Origin of the sequence: Fimbriimonas ginsengisoli Gsoil 348 (genome assembly GCF_000724625.1) — a bacterium.
Taxonomy (GTDB): domain Bacteria; phylum Armatimonadota; class Fimbriimonadia; order Fimbriimonadales; family Fimbriimonadaceae; genus Fimbriimonas; species Fimbriimonas ginsengisoli.
The window spans coordinates 341,990-359,515 of record NZ_CP007139.1; the positions used below are offsets into that span (position 1 = coordinate 341,990).

Consider the following 17,526-nt stretch of genomic DNA (forward strand, 5'->3'; position numbering starts at 1 on the left):
CATCGGCGAGGGCGCCGACGCTACTAGTCTCTCCCCGGATTGCGGGGAGAGATCGGGCAGGGTCAGATCTTAACGGTGACGAGTAGGTACGTGGCCGGGATGGTGGTGTGGTGGGGGCTGGCGCCTTGGTTCTGGCTCTCGAAGAGGGCTATCAGTTCCTGCTCCAACTCCGCATCTCGGCCGGCTTTTTCGGCGGCGGCGAAGGCGTTCATGGTCGGGCCGTAATAGTTCCGGAACTCCGACACGAACTCCGCCGCCGAGCCGGGATAGTCGAACACCCACTGTTCCTGCGCGAACGAGATAGAGCTGCGAGCGACGCCGGCGACGGCGAACCGCTCCACGACTTCGCGCTCGACGCCCCAGGTCATCGGGCTGACGAACCCCTCCGGCGGGGGCGGCGAGTAGGCGGAGCTGATCTTCAAGATCTGCGCCACCAGCGTGGGATCGTTTGGTATCCAGTTCCCCATGACAATCCGGCCACCGGGCCGGGTCACGCGCTTCATTTCGCGGGCAACTTCGAACGGCTTCGGCGCAAACATCGCGCCGAAGATCGTTACGACGAGGTCGAACGATTCATCGTTTAAGCCGTCCAGTTGGCTCGCGTCCCCTTCTTGGAATCGGCAGTTCGTTAAGCCCAAGTCCTGTGCACGACGGTTTCCGGCCTCCACCAAGTTGGCGGCGATGTCGACGCCGAGGACGCGCGCCCCAAGTAGGGCGCTCGGGATCGCGGTCGTACCATCACCGCAGCCGAGGTCGAGGACCCGCATGTCGGGGGTGATCTCGAGACTCTTTACGAACGCCTCGCCGCTCTGCCGCATGGTCGCCGCGATTCGAGTAAAGTCGCCCTTTTCCCAAAGGGCCTTGTTCGGATTCATTTGTACCGTCATCTTTTCCTTATTCGGCTATAAGTTCGCCGGAGCCTCCGAGCTCCTTCGGGAAGTCGTGCATCTTGGGCAGTCCGTCTTTCATCGGTAGCACGGTGGCCGCGTAGTTCACGTGTACACCCGGAGTAAATGGGAAGTCCGGAATACTTGCCGCGTAAACGTCGACTAGACTCCAAAGCGGATGCTCGGTCATCAGGTGGCCGCCGCAGACGGTGCACCATTTGCGGGAGCTTCTCTCGGTCTTGTTGTAGACCCCGATAAGATTTTCACCCTTCGTGATCGTTACCGATTCCGGACTCCAAAGCGTGAACGCATTTACCGGCCCCGCAGACCAGCTCCGGCACGACTCGCAGTGGCAGTATCCCGCGCCAACCGATTCCCCAGTCACAACGAATTCGACGGCGCCGCAAAAGCACTGTCCTTGGTAGCTATTCTCAAGTACGCTCATGTTCTCTCCTTTTAAGTGAAGGGCGGCTTAACCCAGTGGGTCAAAGGTCGCCACCTAGAAGCGTATCGCCGTTAGCGCTGCCAATTCCGTTCAAAATCTGTACCAATGAGGTCGCAATAAAGATGGCTGGGAGAGCGAGCTATGGGCAGTTCTGCCCAGTCGCCAAAGCGTGCGAAGTGTTCACTGAGCGGTGGACGCCGCTTATCGTGCGCGAGATGGTGATGGGAAGTGAGCGGTTCAGCGACATCCATCGCGGGGTTCCGCTCATGTCGAGAAGCCTGCTTTCGAAGCGGCTACAGGAGCTGGAACGAGCGGGCGTCATCGAGCGGACGGAGGGAGAAGGGAGCCACGATGTGTACCGTTTGACTTCGGCGGGCAAGGAATTGGGGCCGATCGTGGTGCAGTTGGGACAGTGGGGCAAGCAGTGGATCCGGAGCGAGTGGACGCCCCGCGAATTGGACCCCGGACTGCTCATGTGGGACATGCGACGGCGCATCGATTTCCAGGCGTTGACCGATGAGCGGATTGTTGTTCATTTTCTGTACCAAGACGCTCCGATCAGCCGCCGGCGATGGTGGCTTATACTCGATCAAAAGGAGGTCGACCTGTGCCTGGTAGACCCGGGCCTCGAGCCTGATCTGCACGTCACGACCCAGGTGAGCACGATGACGTCGATCTGGATGGGCGACCTTTCCTACGGAACCGCGCTCCAAAACGGCGACCTTCAATTGGCGGGTCCGGCCAAGCTGCGCAGCCGGCTCCCGTCCTGGCTCCGGCTCAGCACCTTCGCCGACATAGATCGGCGGGTGCATTAGGCGGATGACCGCAGTAGAGACGGAATGGAAAGTAACAAGCTCTCCTCCTTGGCGAGGGAGTCCGGAAAGCATTCTCCCAAATTCTTGAGCCACCCGACCCCGTGTACCTGACCCATTGGGGGTCCCTAAGCGGCCCTATCTCTCTCCTCCGCGAGAGAGGTCGGTGAGCTTGCGAACCGGGAGAGAGGGACGTCCGGTTCATCAGCGCCAAGAGTCCGCTAGTATTGAGGCGTGGTTCGCTTCCCCAACTGGGCCGTCCTCAACCGCATCGACATCGTGCTGGACGAGGCCTTTGTTCATTGCCAAGGCCATGTTGAAGTGGACTCCTCAGGTACGGCCTAGTCCCTCCCCACTGGTTCGGCTTGGCTCGTGCAACTCGCCGAGTCTCACCGACTCCCCTCGCGGAGGAGGGGAGTTTGGTACTACTTGTTCTCCACTCCTTGAGCTGCCTTTGAGACGTGCGGGATGACTAGCGCTTCAGGTGCGGGGAAGGCGGCGAGAGAAGGACAAAAAAATTTGCGCTACTCCCAGGAAGGTCCGGAAGCCGGCTGAGCCACTGAAGGTACGTTTCTCGTGGGATTGGCTGCTCGCGAAGGGCATGCCAGATCTCCCGGGAAGCTAAGTTCGCGAGGAACATCTTCGAGTCAAATGCGGAAATACCTTCGGCGATGAGGCGATCGTAGGCGGCTTTGGTCTCCGGGTCGTCGCGAAGGCGATCGTCGACGGTTTCAAGTAAGGCTTCGCGAAGGCCGATGCGGTGTTCATCGCCGCCAAGGTCCGGATTGGGGTCGAAATAGCCGGTCGTTTGGGAAGCCGTTTGCGATTGCCAGACGCTTTTAAGCCATTTTTTCCCCATACAGAATCTTAGCGCAGTCGTTATGCCCGGCTTCTTCCCTATTGTGTTGCGTGACGACCGCGCGATCAAAGTCGCTGCCAGGTGACCTCGGCATCGCTCTTGGCAGTCGACTGCCAAGCCATGCCGTCCGACAAGTCAAGCAATACGGACCGTGTGCCGGGGCGTTTTCGGCTCCCCCTCGAAAGCACAAAACTATCGTCGATCTTGGCGAAAGTTCGATTGCCGATGTGCCGAAGGCCAATGAATTGGAAGTGGGAATCCAGGATGACCCTGCCGTTCTCAATTATTTGATGCTTGGACCATGTCGCGCCAGGCAGGACAGGGTCACGAGGTAGCTGGAAAACTGGGAATTGGCAGTTCGGGGCATCTTCCGGCATCGCGCCCATGCTGTCGATGGGAATGGTCGCGAACTGCGGAACACACACTCCGTTCTTGCACCCGAGGCGGACTTCGGCGGTAGTGCGCCCTCCGATCACAGGTCCAATTTTGACATCGATTACTCGCTCCGAAGTGAACGGTTTGCCCTGATTCGGGTCTACGGTGGTCATCGCGTAGTGAAGTTCGCGGCCGGCGACCCATCGATATCGGAGCAATTGCGGAACGGCCTTAGCCTGATTCGGCTCTCGATGGCAGCCGGCGGCGAGAAGCGAGATTCCGATGCAAGCAATTGCGAGTCTCAGGTTCATGTTGCTCCTGCATCTTCAGGACGTAAACGACGGTGGCAGTAGTTCTTAGGGCAGCCTAAGTTGGCTTCTCTTTCTCGATCTCTTTCGTGAGCTGCTGGTCGGTGCGGAGCGACCGAACGACTTCCGGGGAGACTTGGCAGTTTTGGTGTTTCATTAGCTGGATGATCAGGTCCGTTTGGTGCTCCAGATGGCGAAGGATCATCGTCACCTCCTTCTCGGCTGTTTGGTTGATCTCGAAATCGAGCTGCGCCCGGATCTCGGCATGCCGGCCTTGCAAGTTTTGACCAACCATGATGAGCGGAATCAGCAATATCTGGATCACATTGCAGATCAAAAGGTAGGAAACGAACGCCGGAAACGGGTCGAACGCCTTCCAGTGAAGGCTGGGGACCCGGGATGCGAGGATGTTGTAGCCGCACCAAAGAACGGTCCAGGCAAAGATGGTGAGGAAGAAACCCATCGTGCCCACCTGATCGGTAATGACGACGGCCAGGCGGTCGAGCGCGCTTAGCTGCTGCCCCTGAACGTCGTTGGCGTTCTTGACCAGCCGCTCGGCCCGCTCGCTTGCCGGTAAACGTAACGAGCTCCAGACGTCGGTCGTCAAGTCGGGCGAACCTTGAGCGCTATCGGTGTCGTTCGGCATCAATCACTGAGACTGCCCTGAGCCCGATGTGGATCAAAGAGATTCACCACGCTCCGGGCTCGAACCAAGAACGGGTAGGGTCCCTACATGCGGGCTAACGGACACAACGAGGTGCGGTCGATCGGCGACACGGTTTACCGGGGCGAGATTCCTAATCTCCCCTATCCGGCCGAATTTCACGTCGAAGCGGCGATCGAAGGGATGCATCGGGACGGGTATTGCATCCTGCCGCGCGTGCTCGACGCGGACGGAGTCCGGAGGCTACGCGACAAGATCGACGGCTCGGGCGGACCCGACGAGCAGTACGAGGTGGCGAAATGGTGCTTTAACAAGCACCTGCCATCCGATTACATGCACGATCCGGAGATGTTGCAATACATCGACCCGCCGGACATGATCGCGGTGCTGGAGGGGTGTATGGGGCAGTTCTTTCAGGTGATTGGCGGCACGCTTTGGGTCACCGGGCAAGGACGTCAAATGCCGCTCCACGTCGACTTTCTTCCCTTCCCGCTACCCGAGGACGTCACCCACGATCCGCGGATCACGATTCCGATCTTTTTCGCCACCGCCCACTACTATCTCGACGACCTGACCCTCGATCTGGGCCCGACTACGATCATCCCCGGCTCACATCGCGCCGGCCGCCCACCGACGAACGAAACCTCGTACGAGGGGGTGGTGCCTCACGCGGTGATGCTGAAAGCGGGAGATGTGTGTCTTTTTCGAAGCGACCTTTGGCACGCGGCGGCGATGAATACCAGCGAGCGGCGACGGTACATGGTGCAAGTCCACTACGCCCACTCCACGATGGGCAAGTGGTTCCCGCCGATCGAGTTGGAGCAATATTGGTCTGCCGAGGTGCTCACCGCCGCCACCCCGCAGCAGCGGCGGTTGTTGGGCCAACCGCGGCATCCTTGATGGCTACGACTAGGGTTCAACGGCTAGTTCGGTATTTGGGTTATGTCGCGCCAAGATCTTCCCGATTGGGTCTCTATCTCCGTCGCTAGGATCGAGCGGTGGCAGGCGTCGGGGTGACCCTCGACGCAAAACAAAACCAGCCGCGCATCCTCCGGAAACTCTCCCAGAAACCGGTTCGCGTCGAATCCGGCAAGGACCTGGGACCGGTAACGCTCCACAAATTCGTCGCTAAGATGCTCTCTCGCCCTCTGGCTTGTTCCGCTCGCCGCATCCACGACGAGCTGAGCGGTCCGGATCTCATCGGTCGGCGAAAGATCGATTCGGTGAACGTACTCGATCCCAAGCGTGGCGAGCCGCGCCTGAAGAGCGTTCGAGTTGCCGTAGGCGTACTCATGGCCGCGCAAGCCCCGCCGCCGCCTAACATCCACGAAATGCGTGACGCCATGAGATACGAGCGATTCGAAGAACAAAGCCTCGGTCGTTCCATACACCCCGATCGTGAATATCTGTTGCTCCGCCACTCCTGAGATCGTAGCAGAGGCGGTTCGGCATCCTAGCTCCGACGCGAGACAAGAACCACGCAAAAGAGTCCAAGCGCGATTTCTGCATCTGACCGCCTAGAAATCCCGATCGTAACGCAACAGAGATCGTCTCAGGGCGAGCCTATTCAAGCGCTGGATTAGTCTAGGACGGTTTACAACCAAGTGCCGACAACGGCGATTACGGCCAGGCTTTCGAGCAGAGGCGATCCTTGGTGACCGTTCCGTCAACCGTGAACCAAGTTTCCTTCGACATGTTATACGCCTTCCACCACCGACCCGGCTCGTCCAACAGCAATTTGGTTGGGCGCAGCGCCACCGGGATGGTAAGCACTTGGCCCGCTTTCATTTTCGGCAAGACGATGGTGCTCTCGTAAAGCACCACATGCTCCTTAGGCGTGTTTTTTGGATCTAAGGAGTTTTGATCTTCGGAGTACCAAGACTCGACTCGGATCGTCACCGGTCCCCCACCCCCGTAGGCGCCGGAATCGCTGGAGGCGTACTTCACTCGCAATCTCATAATCGACGGTTTGGCGGCAAAATCCGGGTCGGGGATGATCATGGGCGCGCTTGGATCGTTCATAGCGGTTCCCTGCTTTGCCATGTCCGTGAGGCCGGACTGGATGAGACCGGAGGCTTGGTCCCGAAGGGCATCGCCTGCGCCGGTCGCATCTAGAATTTCTCCCGCAAGATAGTCCGACCCGAGCGAAGTCATCCCGCCAAAGTCCATCGGGTTGCTTGGCACCCCCATCGAATCGCAGGCGATTTCGATTCCGAACTTCACGATTTCGACTGGGATTCCGGTGGCGCTACTGATCCCCTCGGCTGCGGACTGCTTTACCTGGTCGTAATACGAGTTCAAGGAGGAAGCGGCTCCTTCCGCCCAAGTGGCGATCGACGCGACAAAGTTCACGCCGTCCGAAACGTAGTCGGACCAAGACTTGCCGTTGTCCGGCTTCGGCGGCAGGTAGATCTTGTCCCCTTGGTGTGGCGACGGATGATTAGTCAGTGCCGCAAAGAACTTGTACATCTCGTCGTCGACGATCGTCCCCTGGTTGGGCTCGCGGGCCAAAACATAGCGGTACGGTTCTTCGAGCTTCAGCGGCTCATAGTGGTCCACCGTCACAAAGCAGTTGAACGAAGCCGTCGGCGGCTGCTTGGGGGTAGGCAGACCCTGCAACGGACCCTGCGCGGACACGTTAATGAAAACCTTGGCCTCTTCGGCCGCCGGCTTTCCGCCGGAATCGACGGGGCTTACCTTGATTTCGTAAAATCGGCCGGGCAAGAGCAAAGGCTTGATATCGAGAGCGAACGGCCCTTGGTGATTGACCGTACTCTCGTTGACAACGTCGTTGCTCCAGTCGTCGATGCGCCGCACGAGGACATTCGCCTTCGTAACGTTCGTCTTCGTCGACCAACGGAAGGTGATGGTGTCCAGAAAGCTAAGGTCGGTCGAGCTCCCCCAAATCGGCTTCTCCGCCGTTTCACCGTGGGTAAAGGCGGAGTTTGTCCAAATCTCGAGTTGGGTGGAAGCTAGCGGAGTGGCATCGGCGGCCACCAGGTGAAGCAGCACTTCGTTGGAGGGCTGAGCGGCCAAGTCGCCGTTTGGCTTCAATGGAACCACCCGAAGGTAATAGTCTCCCTTTGCGCGAGGCCCGCCGACCAGATAATTTGCCAGGCTGAGCCCGAATAGGTTGATCCCGTCGGACGATCCGGCCGGGACGGGGCCGCAATGCCCGAGGCCGGAGAGGCGCCAGGTTCGGGGGTCGTCCGAGAACGGCTTCTGCGAAAGTTGGAAGACGGCGGAGGACGCTCCCGGCGCCAGCGTCCACCACTTAAGGCTATAGACCGGCAGCGTGCTGGTGATGGTGGTGAGCCAAGGATTGGCATTGTTGGAGGTCTTCACCCGCAAGTTTGAGCTCACGTCGGACGGAAGGGCTTCGCCGTACTCGATACAGGCATTGGTGGACGAAGCTCCTTTCGGATTTACGACCCGAGCGTAATATCGCGTATAGCCGAGGGCTTGGATCTTTGCAACCGCCAGCTTGGCGGCGGAAGACGATTCTCCATCCACTGCCGCGCCCGCCGGCTTTCCGATTAGGGCAAAGGCATTGCCTTTCGCCTTGGGTGCAAAGGCTCCGAAGTTGACGGTAAACGTCCCATCTTGCCCGGTCGTGATCGGAATCTTGTAGAGCAATTCCGGCGGCGTCGCCTTGATTTGATTGACCGATGACAACCCGGCCCCGGCGGGCGCATTCGTCAGGGCGGGAGCAATAGCATAAACCTCGAACGTTCCCGTCTTTGGAAACGGCCCCGCGCCATTTAGCTTAAATTCCACCGCCGGCGCGGCGGACCGCCATGAGACGCTGGCGGTCGAGGAGAACGAGGTGTCGTCCAACTTCCCCGGTCTTCCGTTAGGAGACGGGGCCGGCGTATCGACCTTGGGTCGCGCCACGAGGGAGTCGCGGACGGACAGTCCACGCTGTTGACCGACCAAGATCGGGCGCTGACCGCGCTTGATCGGCGCCTTGATTTCCTGGCCGAACGCCCCGGCGGCGATCGCGCAAGCCAGAGTGACCACTAACCATTTGTCCCCACGCATAGGACATTTAACAACATCAATGCAGTCGTCATGGGTCGAATGGAAGAACGAGTTTTCCGACTCAGTTGTGAGAGCAATGGGGCTAGCGGGAAACGGGCTCGGTACCTGCCCATCTGGCCAAGTGCTCACCGAGATCGTCACCACGGATGAGGCCGTGCGGTCCCCAGAAGACGTCGTAACCAGCCAACGACGGCCCGGGATTCCCTCCCGAGAACGAAGTCCAACTGCTCCATGGGCGAACGTCGATCCATTTATGCGGTGGCGTCTTGTGAACGATTAGCCCCTGTCGCGGCGCCGTCTCGGTTCGTCCAAGGTACGTGAAATTAACTTGGCTTTCGCCGAGAACAATCCGATTGCGGCCTGCGGGCAATGCCACGAATAAGGCGCCCACCGCAAAGAAAAAGAGGGCGAGAGCGATTCGCCCGAAAATGCTCTCCGGATCCCTTAGGATGAAAGGTAGGAAGCTAGCGAAGAGGCATGCACCGCCGATCACCCATTGGAATGGGATCCCGATTGCCGACAAAATTAAAAAGTAGGCGGCGGCCGCGGCCGGCCGGGCGACGAAAACCGGTGTGTACCCCGGCCTCAGCTTTTGCCAGCACCTTAGGAGGAAGAACGGAGTCGGCAAGAGGGCGAAAATCCACGAAGCCTCCGTTCCGACCAGCGTATACGTTTCCACCGCTTAAACCCCTCTAGACCCGCATGCCAGTCTATCAATTGCAAAGTCCCATTGGGTTGTCGGATTCCCGCCGGGCTTTCGTTCATCATTGTTACGGCAGTGGATCAAAGCAGCGTTTTAGTGGAGCGGTTCGAGGAGAATCGGGCGCAACTGCGGGCGGTGGCGTTTCGGATGCTGGGCTCTCTGAGCGAGGCGGACGACGCCGTGCAGGAGAGCTGGCTGAGGCTAAATCGCTCCGACCGCACGGAAGTGGAGAACCTTGGCGGGTGGCTGAAAACGGTCGTCGCCAGAGTCTGCCTGGACATGCTCCGCGCGCGGAAATCACGGCGCGAAGATTCACTGGATAGCCGGACCTCCGAGGTTAAGGCAGGCGGCGCAGATCCGGAGGAGGAGGCGCTGCTTGCCGACTCCGTTGGTACGGCTCTGCTTGTGGTGCTTGAAACACTCGCCCCCGCCGAACGGGTCGCGTTCGTCCTGCACGACATGTTCGACGTGCCGTTTGAGGAGATCGGAATGGTCATCGGGCGGTCACCGATGGCGGCCAGGCAGCTCGCCAGCCGCGCCCGACGAAGGGTAAAAGGGGCCGAGGAACCTCCGGAAGCCGACCTTACGCTACAGCGGAATATCGTGGCCGCCTTTATGGCCGCCTCCCGAGCAGGCGATTTCGAAGGTCTTCTCGCGGTACTCGATCCCGACGTGGTGGTCCGCGCCGACCGGCTGGCCGTTTCGTTCGGGGCCGCCCCGGAGGTTCGCGGGGCGGCCGAGGTTGCCGGCACCTTCTTGGGTCGCGCTCAGGCCGCGCGGCCGGCGCTGGTGGACGGAGTCGCCGGCCTCGCCTGGGTCGTGGATGGACGGCCACGGGTCGTCTTCGAGCTCACGTTCGTCAATGGCCGAATCGCCACGATCGACCTCCTCGCCGATAACGAGGTCCATCAAGCAATGGACCTCGTTGTCGAGTGACGCTGACGCCAAATCACTTTTGAGGGTTTGACGATGGACTTTTCACTCGGGACGAGCCGACCGCGACACGTCGATCTATGTAAATTTCGCCCCTATCTCTGCGAAGAATGCTTGGGATAGCCGTTCGAATTCCGGTTCGGTCAGCTTGATCGCTTTCCCTAATTCGATACCTAAGACGGACTTCGCAGGGTTGTACTTGATGGTCTTATCGGCCGTCATGACGCCTTGGCTTTCCAGGATCGAGTTACACATCATCCGAACCTCGTTCAATGGATTGCCGTCCTTCCCTTCCAAGGAACGGGTCCGGTGGACGAACATCCGATCGAGGGCTAGAACAAGGTTGTTCAAGAATAGCGTTTCAAACGTGCCCTCAGATGGCAACTGGCGGTAGGCGGCCAGTTGCGATTCCATGAGAGAGCGGCATTGGGCGACGTACTCTTTCTCGTATTTGTTGACGCAAAGCATGGAGTTACCACCCCCCGGGCGCCTGGCGAGTGGCGGCGTTGACTCGGTTGAACAGGTTGGTCGTGGCGATCCAAAGAACGATGGCGGCGAGCGCCGGCTCCTCGAAGTGCTTGGCGGCTTCGTTCCAAATTTCATCCGGAACGGGGTCGGATCGATCGCTGAGCCGAGTCATCGCCTCGCTTAGCGCGAGCGCCGCTCGCTCCGCGTCCGAAAAATAAGGCGTGTCGCGCCAAGCCGCCACGGCGAAAAGCCGCTCGTCGGTTTCGCCCGCCTTCTTCGCGTTTCGCGCCCCACCATCGACGCATGCGCTGCACCCGTTGATCTGACTCGCCCGGAGGTGCACAAGAGCGAGAATCGGCGCAGGCGCCGCGCTCTTATGAACGGTCGAAACGAGCGACATGATTGCGGGCATAGCATCGGGGAGGAGGGTGGCGGGATTGCTCATTCGTGATTGCATGGTCAGTTTTCTCCTGGCGGGCTCTCGGCGGAGCCCTTCACCGCCATGACGAAACTCGCTTGCGGAATGTGACAAGACCCTGAGCCCCGGCCTTTGAAGCTCAATGCTCGGCGAGTCCCTTGGGATATCGGTCGGCCACGAGGTTGAGCTGGAGGCCGTGTTCTAGAAACGCCTTGGCGCCCGCGAGAACGAGGGTAAATCCTTGGGTGGAGTCGGCCACCTGCCTCACTAGGTCGTCGCCGGAGCCGGTGAAGCCGGAGTGGGTGATGTCGACGAACGTGCCGTCATCCCGAGAGGTGAACCGCCACTCGACGGATGTGGGGCCGCCTGCGCCGGGGAACTCGATCAGGATGCGATGGTCTGGCTCGACCTCCTTCACGGCAATGGGAACGGAAATGCCGAACATCTCCCAATCCCACTGAACCTGGGCGCCAGCCACCAATCTCCCGCTCCCCTTGGTGAACCAAAACTTCGTGATGATTTCCGGGTTGACGAACGCCTCGAACACTTCGCCGACCGGCTTGCGGATGAGCATGCCGGTCTTCATGATCGGGATCTGTGTAAGCTGAAATTCGACCATGGCTTATTTTAAGCCATGGCCCTGAGGCAAAGCCGATGGCTTCTCTGCTTCGATCGCTCGCGCCAAGGCGGCGATGGCGGCAGGTTCCTTCAGGTCGTAGTCTTGCTCAGTCCAGCTCCAAAAGTTCTTTTGAAGCCTCACGATCACCATTTCCAGATCGGGGAAGATCGTACAGTTGTTCGAGTAAGCGCCCCGCATCCCGATCCAATGAGTCCGGTATTTTTTGGGCAGCTTTCTGGAGTAGTCGTCGAGATAGAAGAGATCCGAATACGCTCCACTTGAATCGTAGGCGACCGTTTGAATCCAGTCTTCGGGGATCACCTGCGTCCCTTGCCACTTCCCTTTCGCTAAAACGACGGCCCCGATTCGAGCGAGCTCCCGGGCTCGAAACTTAGCGCCCGTAAAGAGATCGGTATTTCCGAACGGGTCGGTATCGAAGCCGCTATCGCGACCGATTCCCAAGGGACCGAAAAGCCGTTTTCGGGCGAATTCGTGGACGGGTTTGCCGAGCACCTGCTCCAGGATCGGATCCAATAACTGGACGCCGTAGCTACAGTAAGCCCAGTCGCCGCGGTCGTGGATCGGCTTCAGACCAAGGGCATTTCGGTCGAGATCGGCGGTCAGCGGAATACCGCGACTGTACAACTCGCTGTCGTCCGGAAGGCCGGCGGTCATGTCGAGCAGGTCTTGAACGGTCACCTCATCCCGCATCCCTCCCCTCCAGTCCTTTAGGTACTTGGCCACTTTCTCGTCGGAGTTCAGCTTGCCGTCTCCCTCCGCGATGGCGGCGACTAATCCGGTAATCGATTTCGTCGACGAATAGATGTTGATCGGCTGGCCGGAATACCGGTCCGAGTACCACTCGGTGACAAGGTGGCCACGTAGCAGGATCAGGCATGCGTCGGCTCCGGTGCGTTGGCAGAGGCTTAAATAGGTTCCTAGAGCCCCATCCGCGTTCGAGCTCAGTCCAATCTCCTCGCGTTTCGCCCGCGTATCCGCCGCAGGAAACATAGAGTCTTCAGCCGGTCGGAAACTCCGCCCGGGCGGGGCGTGCGAGAGGCCGAACCGGCGCAGCCAATGATCCATGTCCTCCAGAAGGCACTCACGGCGATAGCGGGTCTCCGAGTCGGAGATGGGAGCCGCGGCAAGCTTTCGAACGGCCGAAGCCAGGCTCGACGCGGCGCTCAAGCGCCCCGCAAGCCCTTCGACGCGAACAAGGGCGGTTAGCGCCATGAGGTACGTCACCGACCCGGGGCCCGAAAGGCCGATCGGAGTATTCAGCATCGTCCAAGCCCGCTTTCTTACCACGGCAGCGTTGGGGCTGAGGAGCTCCATGAAGTTCGACAACTCCCGGTCTTTCGAAACGAACTTCTCGAATCCGTCTCGCGCATTCGGGCCGAATCGGCGCTTCAGGCTGTATACGAGATCCAAGGTTTGCATCTGACGACGCGGCTCCGCAAGCGAATCTCCACTCTCGGTCCTTTCGATTTCCCTCTTGGCGCGAGCGGCATCGATTCGCTTGCCTTGGGCCAGGCAAGCCTCGTACAGCAGAAGATTGCCGAGGGTACGGAACCGCCGGGTGGGTTTTCCGGGGCGCCGAGACCGCAATGCGGAGCGAACGAATCGCTCCGCACCGGCCCAGTCGCTACCGTAGGCGAATTTTATGAATCCATCTTGCAACGCCTGAAACGGATCGGCTTTCAAGCTGGCTGAGGAGGCTAATCTTTGTTGACGCAAGCTTGGAGCTCCACTCGTTACGCAAACGAAAGTTGCGAAAAGGACCACCCCAACGGCCGCGACGCGCCACCTACCTAGACTGCTCCTATTCATTCGAGCGCTCTACGACTCGCGTCCGAACATGGGGAGGCACGCGTATTCGGGGAGCGTTAAATCAGATGCCATCACCACGATGCCGCCCATGCTCTTGTAAAGCGAGTAACCGGTTTGGCCGCTGCCGATCGCATCCATTCCCACCTGCTCCGCCCGCTTCAGCCATCTTGGATCCTTGGACACATTGTACATATCCATCAGGGCGTACGCTTTGCCTGCGGATCCGCAGCAGAGCGACGCGATCCCTTCCCGGTCCTGCCAAGTGCTGGACGCGGCCCCTTCGGCAAGGGCCATGTAGCGGTCGTCACCGTACGTTTGCGCGGCTTCGATCCAGAGGTGCACCCAGCCGGCATGGCCGTTGCACCAACCCGTCGACGAGTGTTCGTGGGCGATGGAGTAGGGCCAGCGGAGACCTTTTTGATAAACTTGGGCAAGCTCGACCAGTTGCTCGAGGCGGGTCTGAACGGCATCGATCGGCGGGGTTCCGGTCGCGTTGTGCCACCGCAAAGCGCCGTAGCAAAGCCCCGACCAGCCATGCGCGATTCCGAGCAGGTCGATTTTTCTGTCTTCGCCCACCGCGCCCATTTCACCAAGCTGCGCCCAGATCCCCTTGAACATCTGATCCCCCAGAGCCCAAATGGGACGGAGATCGATGTGGCTGGATTTGCGAAAGTGCTCCAGCGCGATGGCGCACGAGAGGAGGACGCCGGTCCGGCCGATGGTGAGGTCCGGGTTGTCGCATGGCGCGGCCGTGGCGGCCTCGACAAACTTACCAAGGGCGCGGTTGCACACTTCGAAATCGCCCATCGCCTCGCTTATGAGCGCCTGCACCATGTAAACGCCCGAGGGTGAGTGCAGCGGGCAGATGTCGCCCACCGTTTCGTGGGTGATCTGAACCTCGAGCCCGTGAAACGCCCTTGCGTCGTGGATGTGAGCCACAGACTTCGAGATCCAGAGATCGGCGAGGGAGAGCAAATCGGCGCTCTCGTACCGAGCTCCGAGTCGATAGAGCGCATAAGCGATTCCGGCACCGCCGTATTTGATGCTGCAAGAGGGATGGCGGCGGAAAACGATGTCGAACCAATCTTGCTCGGGCCCGCACCAATCCACGAACTCTCGGATATAACGACCACCCGGGCGATTCGCCTGACTACCGAGGCGGAATGAAACCCGGTCGCCGTAATCCGGCGCCTCCGGCTCCGGCCCCATCGATTGCACGAAGGTGCCGTGAAACGCCCGCATGGATGGGTGCCGGTCCGCCGGGTCTTTCGCGAGCCCTTTTAAGATCGCCGACTCGAGTCTCGGATTGATGCGGTCGAAATACGAAGTGAGGGGTAATGGCGGCTCCTCCACGATTTGGCGCATCTGCTCCGGCAATTCCATTGAAAACGGGAGGTACTGGCCGTTGGCGATGTTCTCGTCGCTTAGAACTTCGTAGGCCATTACCGCCACCGTGTACTGCTCGCCCAACATGCTGGCCGGGGGAGGGATGACGTTTTCGTGGCGCGCGGCAGCGAACTCGGGCTCGAAGTATCGCGAGACTCCGGCGCGCGCCGGAATATCGTCCAGGTCTTCCACGAAACGGCCGAAGCCGAAGTCGATGAGTCGAACGGTATTGTCCTCCATCACGAGGATGTTGCGAGGGTGAACGTCGCCGTGGACGCACCCGCGGTCATGGAGGCGGGCGTAAGCGTCGATGACCCTTTCGGCCAGCGCCGCGCGAAGCGTCTTCAACTGGATTAGGTCCGCTTGGCGGGTGAGGTTGCCGCTCTTCTTTTGATAGATCTGGCTAACCTCGCTTAACGACATCCCTTCCAGCCATTCCATCACCAGGTAGGCGCGCTCCTCGAACCGGCCCACCTCGCGGAGCTTCGGCGTCGGATCTCCCTCCAGGCGGGTCAAGATGCGCCCTTCCCGCTCGAACAGCTCGTTCATGTAGGCGTTCGCACTGCCAGCCCGTACGATCTTAAGCGCGTAGAAGTCCGCCTCACCCTCGCGCACCAAGTAGACCTCGGTGTCTTCCAGCAGTTGGCAGCAGCGGACCACCTCGAAGTCTTTGAACTTCTCTCCTATTTGGAGACTGGGTTTAGTCAGCAGGGCCTGATCCGACCCTTCGCGGGTTAAGCAATCGTCCTCCACGAGGGCAAAGAGCATGGAGCTTGCGGAATCCAAGACCGGTATCGGGTCGGCATCGAGCGAGTCGCTGAACGCGATAATCCCGTCGACGAGCGTTCGAGGAGTTCTAAACTGCTCTAAGAGAAGACCGGCGTCTTTCGAAAGAATTTTAGTGCCCCCACGAGCGTATCGCCGGGTGAGGGCATAGTCCGATTCCTTGTACTCCATGAACGACCGGATCGCCTTGGGAAGGGCAAGCACCGGGGACAGGACGACGTCTTCCGGAAGGACGAACAGGGCGTCTTTGGCTTCTTCGATGGTTAGCATGGCGGTTGAAAACGGGGTGATCAGGAAAGCGTTTGAAGAAGGTGCTCCTTGGGGCGCCAGAGCGAGGCGTCGATACCGGCGAACTCTGCCTTCGCCTTGGCGAAATCACGAGCTTCGGCAAGCGAAAGGTCGCGCTTCGATGCGGTAACGAGAGCGTTTCCCAGCACTTCGGAGACCCAGACTCTCCAACTCGACGACGTGCGCCGCCCGGCCGATTCGTCGGCCGGAGTATCGGAGCCCCAGGAGAGGAGTCCGTCTCCAGTGAGGTCGGCCGTGAAGGGGACTCCCTGGGCTTCGGCCGTTCCCAACCCCTTCGCGAGGACAGCAGCCGTGTCCAAGAGGTCGGCCGCGTTAGCGAAGTAGACCACCATTTTGTCGGGTCGCAACAGGCCGGGCATGCTCGCTCCGATTTTCATGCCGACAGCGTCGGATCCCATGACGATCGGGAGTGAAGCCGACAGCACCCTTGGCAGATCCGCAACGACGGGACTGATGTAAAGCTTTGCGTCACCTTCCCAAGTTCGATCTCGCAAAGTGTCGATGGCGTTTCGAGCGTTTTCGGTTCGGCCAGGTTGCCAGTGGTGCCACCAACCGCCACGTTCGGCGGGGTGGAAGGTCCAAGAGCGGGACGAAGGGGACGAGATGACCGGCTCGTTCTTATCGATATTCAGGAAGCTCAATACCGATTCCTCGGTCGAGAGGAGCGCTCTCGATGTCCGGGATGGCGGAACGGCGTTGTATTGATAAAGCCGCTGAATCACGCTTCGGGTAAGGCCCGCGCGGCTAGGCGCATGAGAAGCCGCCTGCAGGAAGCGGTATCCGTAATCGAGCGCGGCGTCGGAGATCGCCGCGGTGCGGCTTTCCGGCCTGGACTTGCCCTGAATACCCGCCTCGAGCAATCGAATGGCGCGGAGGCCAGTGACGAACTCACCGTTGCACTCGACGTCGAGAATGCCCGCCAAGAGGAGATTACCGACCCGGTCGCTCATCGGGACGGTCAACTGGCTTCGCAGGTGGAACGGCAGCCTGGCCGGTTTCCGGACCGAAAAATAGAGGAGGGCCGCTTCGGCGGAGGCGCGCACCGTCTGCGTCCACCGGTCCGCTCCACGTTTCGGCACAAAGAGCCCGAAATGTCCCGCCGAGGCGGATCCAAACGTGAACCGCTCGGGCAGCCGGTCGGCTGCCACGAGCGTGTAGTTCGGATTTACCCGGAAGATTTTGTCATCCAGAGAGAGATCCAGCATTTGTCTTGGCTACGAGATGATTTTTTCTTCGAGGCGAGCCCGCATCTTCCCGCGCATCGCATCGAGAAGCTGGGTTTGAAGAGCCTTCTTCGGGTCTTCCGGCGTCGGTACCGGCCACGAGGCTTTTTGGGTACACGGCTTCGTCGGCTCCTTCTTGCACGGGTGGGTATTTTCCCACTCCGTGCAGCCACATCCGGCCGTGTTGGGACTATCTTTGGCGCACGTGTTGTCGGTGTTACAGTTCACCGTGTTGATTAGACATGAGGGCTTCTCACCCTTACAGTCCGCGCCGGTCTTGACGTTCGAACAGTGGCATTCGGTCGTCTGGCGGGTACACACGCCGCAGATCTGGGTCTCGTCGCACTTGGTATGGTGGCCGTTGCACACCGTATCTTCGTCGCAGTGCTCTTTAGTTGGCGAAGCTACCGGGCATTTGCCTCCGTGGGGGGGCCTCGTCGCACTAACGAGGGTCGGACAC

18 protein-coding genes are annotated in these 17,526 nt (G+C 59.9%); 3 read left to right on the forward strand and 15 right to left on the reverse strand.

Annotation, left to right across the window (positions count from 1 at the left end):
- Nucleotides 1-62: 62 nt before the first annotated feature.
- Nucleotides 63-875 carry a class I SAM-dependent methyltransferase gene (locus OP10G_RS01655; protein ID WP_025227627.1) on the reverse strand — a complete coding sequence of 271 codons (813 nt, stop codon included), beginning with the start codon at nucleotides 873-875 and terminating at the stop codon, nucleotides 63-65.
- A gap of 19 nt (nucleotides 876-894) precedes the next feature.
- A complete protein-coding gene (locus OP10G_RS01660) occupies nucleotides 895-1,332 on the reverse strand; it encodes a GFA family protein (protein ID WP_025227626.1) in 438 nt (145 codons plus the stop codon).
- 122 nt (nucleotides 1,333-1,454) lie between these two features.
- Between OP10G_RS01660 and OP10G_RS01665 the strand changes: the two genes are divergently transcribed.
- Nucleotides 1,455-2,147: a winged helix-turn-helix transcriptional regulator gene (locus OP10G_RS01665; RefSeq protein WP_025227625.1), complete on the forward strand. Its 693-nt coding sequence runs from the start codon at nucleotides 1,455-1,457 to the stop codon at nucleotides 2,145-2,147.
- Between the two features lie 469 nt (nucleotides 2,148-2,616).
- Here the strand turns inward: OP10G_RS01665 and OP10G_RS01670 are convergent, their stop codons facing one another.
- The 3 genes from OP10G_RS01670 to OP10G_RS01680 form a co-directional block, all read right to left on the reverse strand.
- Nucleotides 2,617-3,003, reverse strand: a complete 387-nt coding sequence (locus OP10G_RS01670) for a hypothetical protein (RefSeq protein WP_025227624.1) — start codon at nucleotides 3,001-3,003, stop codon at nucleotides 2,617-2,619.
- A 65-nt stretch (nucleotides 3,004-3,068) separates the two neighbouring features.
- Nucleotides 3,069-3,689: a hypothetical protein gene (locus OP10G_RS01675; protein ID WP_025227623.1), complete on the reverse strand. Its 621-nt coding sequence runs from the start codon at nucleotides 3,687-3,689 to the stop codon at nucleotides 3,069-3,071.
- Nucleotides 3,690-3,744: 55 nt separating this feature from the next.
- The gene (locus OP10G_RS01680; RefSeq protein WP_025227622.1) at nucleotides 3,745-4,332 is read right to left on the reverse strand and encodes a DUF1003 domain-containing protein; all 588 of its coding nucleotides are present in this window, start codon (nucleotides 4,330-4,332) and stop codon (nucleotides 3,745-3,747) included.
- Nucleotides 4,333-4,419: 87 nt separating this feature from the next.
- On the opposite strand from OP10G_RS01680, the gene OP10G_RS01685 reads away from it, so the two are divergent.
- The gene (locus OP10G_RS01685; protein WP_025227621.1) at nucleotides 4,420-5,250 is read left to right on the forward strand and encodes a phytanoyl-CoA dioxygenase family protein; all 831 of its coding nucleotides are present in this window, start codon (nucleotides 4,420-4,422) and stop codon (nucleotides 5,248-5,250) included.
- Between the two features lie 23 nt (nucleotides 5,251-5,273).
- On the opposite strand, the gene OP10G_RS01690 is transcribed toward OP10G_RS01685, so the two are convergent.
- The 3 genes from OP10G_RS01690 to OP10G_RS01700 all read right to left on the reverse strand — a co-directional run bounded on the left by OP10G_RS01690 (nucleotide 5,274) and on the right by OP10G_RS01700 (nucleotide 9,070).
- On the reverse strand, nucleotides 5,274-5,771 hold the full coding sequence (locus OP10G_RS01690; protein WP_025227620.1) for a DUF488 domain-containing protein: 498 nt from the start codon (nucleotides 5,769-5,771) through the stop codon (nucleotides 5,274-5,276).
- Between the two features lie 199 nt (nucleotides 5,772-5,970).
- Nucleotides 5,971-8,370 (reverse strand): hypothetical protein, encoded by a 2,400-nt coding sequence (locus OP10G_RS01695; RefSeq protein WP_144240943.1) that lies wholly within the window; start codon nucleotides 8,368-8,370, stop codon nucleotides 5,971-5,973.
- Between the two features lie 103 nt (nucleotides 8,371-8,473).
- Nucleotides 8,474-9,070, reverse strand: a complete 597-nt coding sequence (locus OP10G_RS01700) for a hypothetical protein (RefSeq protein ID WP_025227618.1) — start codon at nucleotides 9,068-9,070, stop codon at nucleotides 8,474-8,476.
- Nucleotides 9,071-9,169: 99 nt separating this feature from the next.
- Here OP10G_RS01700 and OP10G_RS01705 point away from each other — a divergent pair, with 99 nt between their 5' ends.
- The gene (locus OP10G_RS01705; protein ID WP_025227617.1) at nucleotides 9,170-10,030 is read left to right on the forward strand and encodes a sigma-70 family RNA polymerase sigma factor; all 861 of its coding nucleotides are present in this window, start codon (nucleotides 9,170-9,172) and stop codon (nucleotides 10,028-10,030) included.
- 75 nt (nucleotides 10,031-10,105) lie between these two features.
- On the opposite strand, the gene OP10G_RS01710 is transcribed toward OP10G_RS01705, so the two are convergent.
- The 7 genes from OP10G_RS01710 to OP10G_RS26085 all read right to left on the reverse strand — a co-directional run bounded on the left by OP10G_RS01710 (nucleotide 10,106) and on the right by OP10G_RS26085 (nucleotide 17,294).
- Nucleotides 10,106-10,495 carry a hypothetical protein gene (locus OP10G_RS01710; protein ID WP_025227616.1) on the reverse strand — a complete coding sequence of 130 codons (390 nt, stop codon included), beginning with the start codon at nucleotides 10,493-10,495 and terminating at the stop codon, nucleotides 10,106-10,108.
- 4 nt (nucleotides 10,496-10,499) lie between these two features.
- A complete protein-coding gene (locus OP10G_RS01715) occupies nucleotides 10,500-10,952 on the reverse strand; it encodes a carboxymuconolactone decarboxylase family protein (protein WP_025227615.1) in 453 nt (150 codons plus the stop codon).
- A 100-nt stretch (nucleotides 10,953-11,052) separates the two neighbouring features.
- Entirely contained in the window at nucleotides 11,053-11,532 is a 480-nt protein-coding gene (locus OP10G_RS01720; RefSeq protein ID WP_025227614.1) for an SRPBCC family protein, read from the reverse strand.
- Nucleotides 11,533-11,535: 3 nt separating this feature from the next.
- Nucleotides 11,536-13,236: a serine hydrolase domain-containing protein gene (locus OP10G_RS01725; protein WP_025227613.1), complete on the reverse strand. Its 1,701-nt coding sequence runs from the start codon at nucleotides 13,234-13,236 to the stop codon at nucleotides 11,536-11,538.
- A gap of 135 nt (nucleotides 13,237-13,371) precedes the next feature.
- The gene (locus tag OP10G_RS01730) at nucleotides 13,372-15,804 is read right to left on the reverse strand and encodes a lanthionine synthetase LanC family protein (protein WP_025227612.1); all 2,433 of its coding nucleotides are present in this window, start codon (nucleotides 15,802-15,804) and stop codon (nucleotides 13,372-13,374) included.
- Nucleotides 15,805-15,824: 20 nt separating this feature from the next.
- Entirely contained in the window at nucleotides 15,825-17,048 is a 1,224-nt protein-coding gene (locus OP10G_RS01735) for a hypothetical protein (protein ID WP_025227611.1), read from the reverse strand.
- Nucleotides 17,049-17,057: 9 nt separating this feature from the next.
- Entirely contained in the window at nucleotides 17,058-17,294 is a 237-nt protein-coding gene (locus OP10G_RS26085) for a hypothetical protein (RefSeq protein WP_144240944.1), read from the reverse strand.
- Between the last annotated feature and the right edge of the window lie 232 nt (nucleotides 17,295-17,526).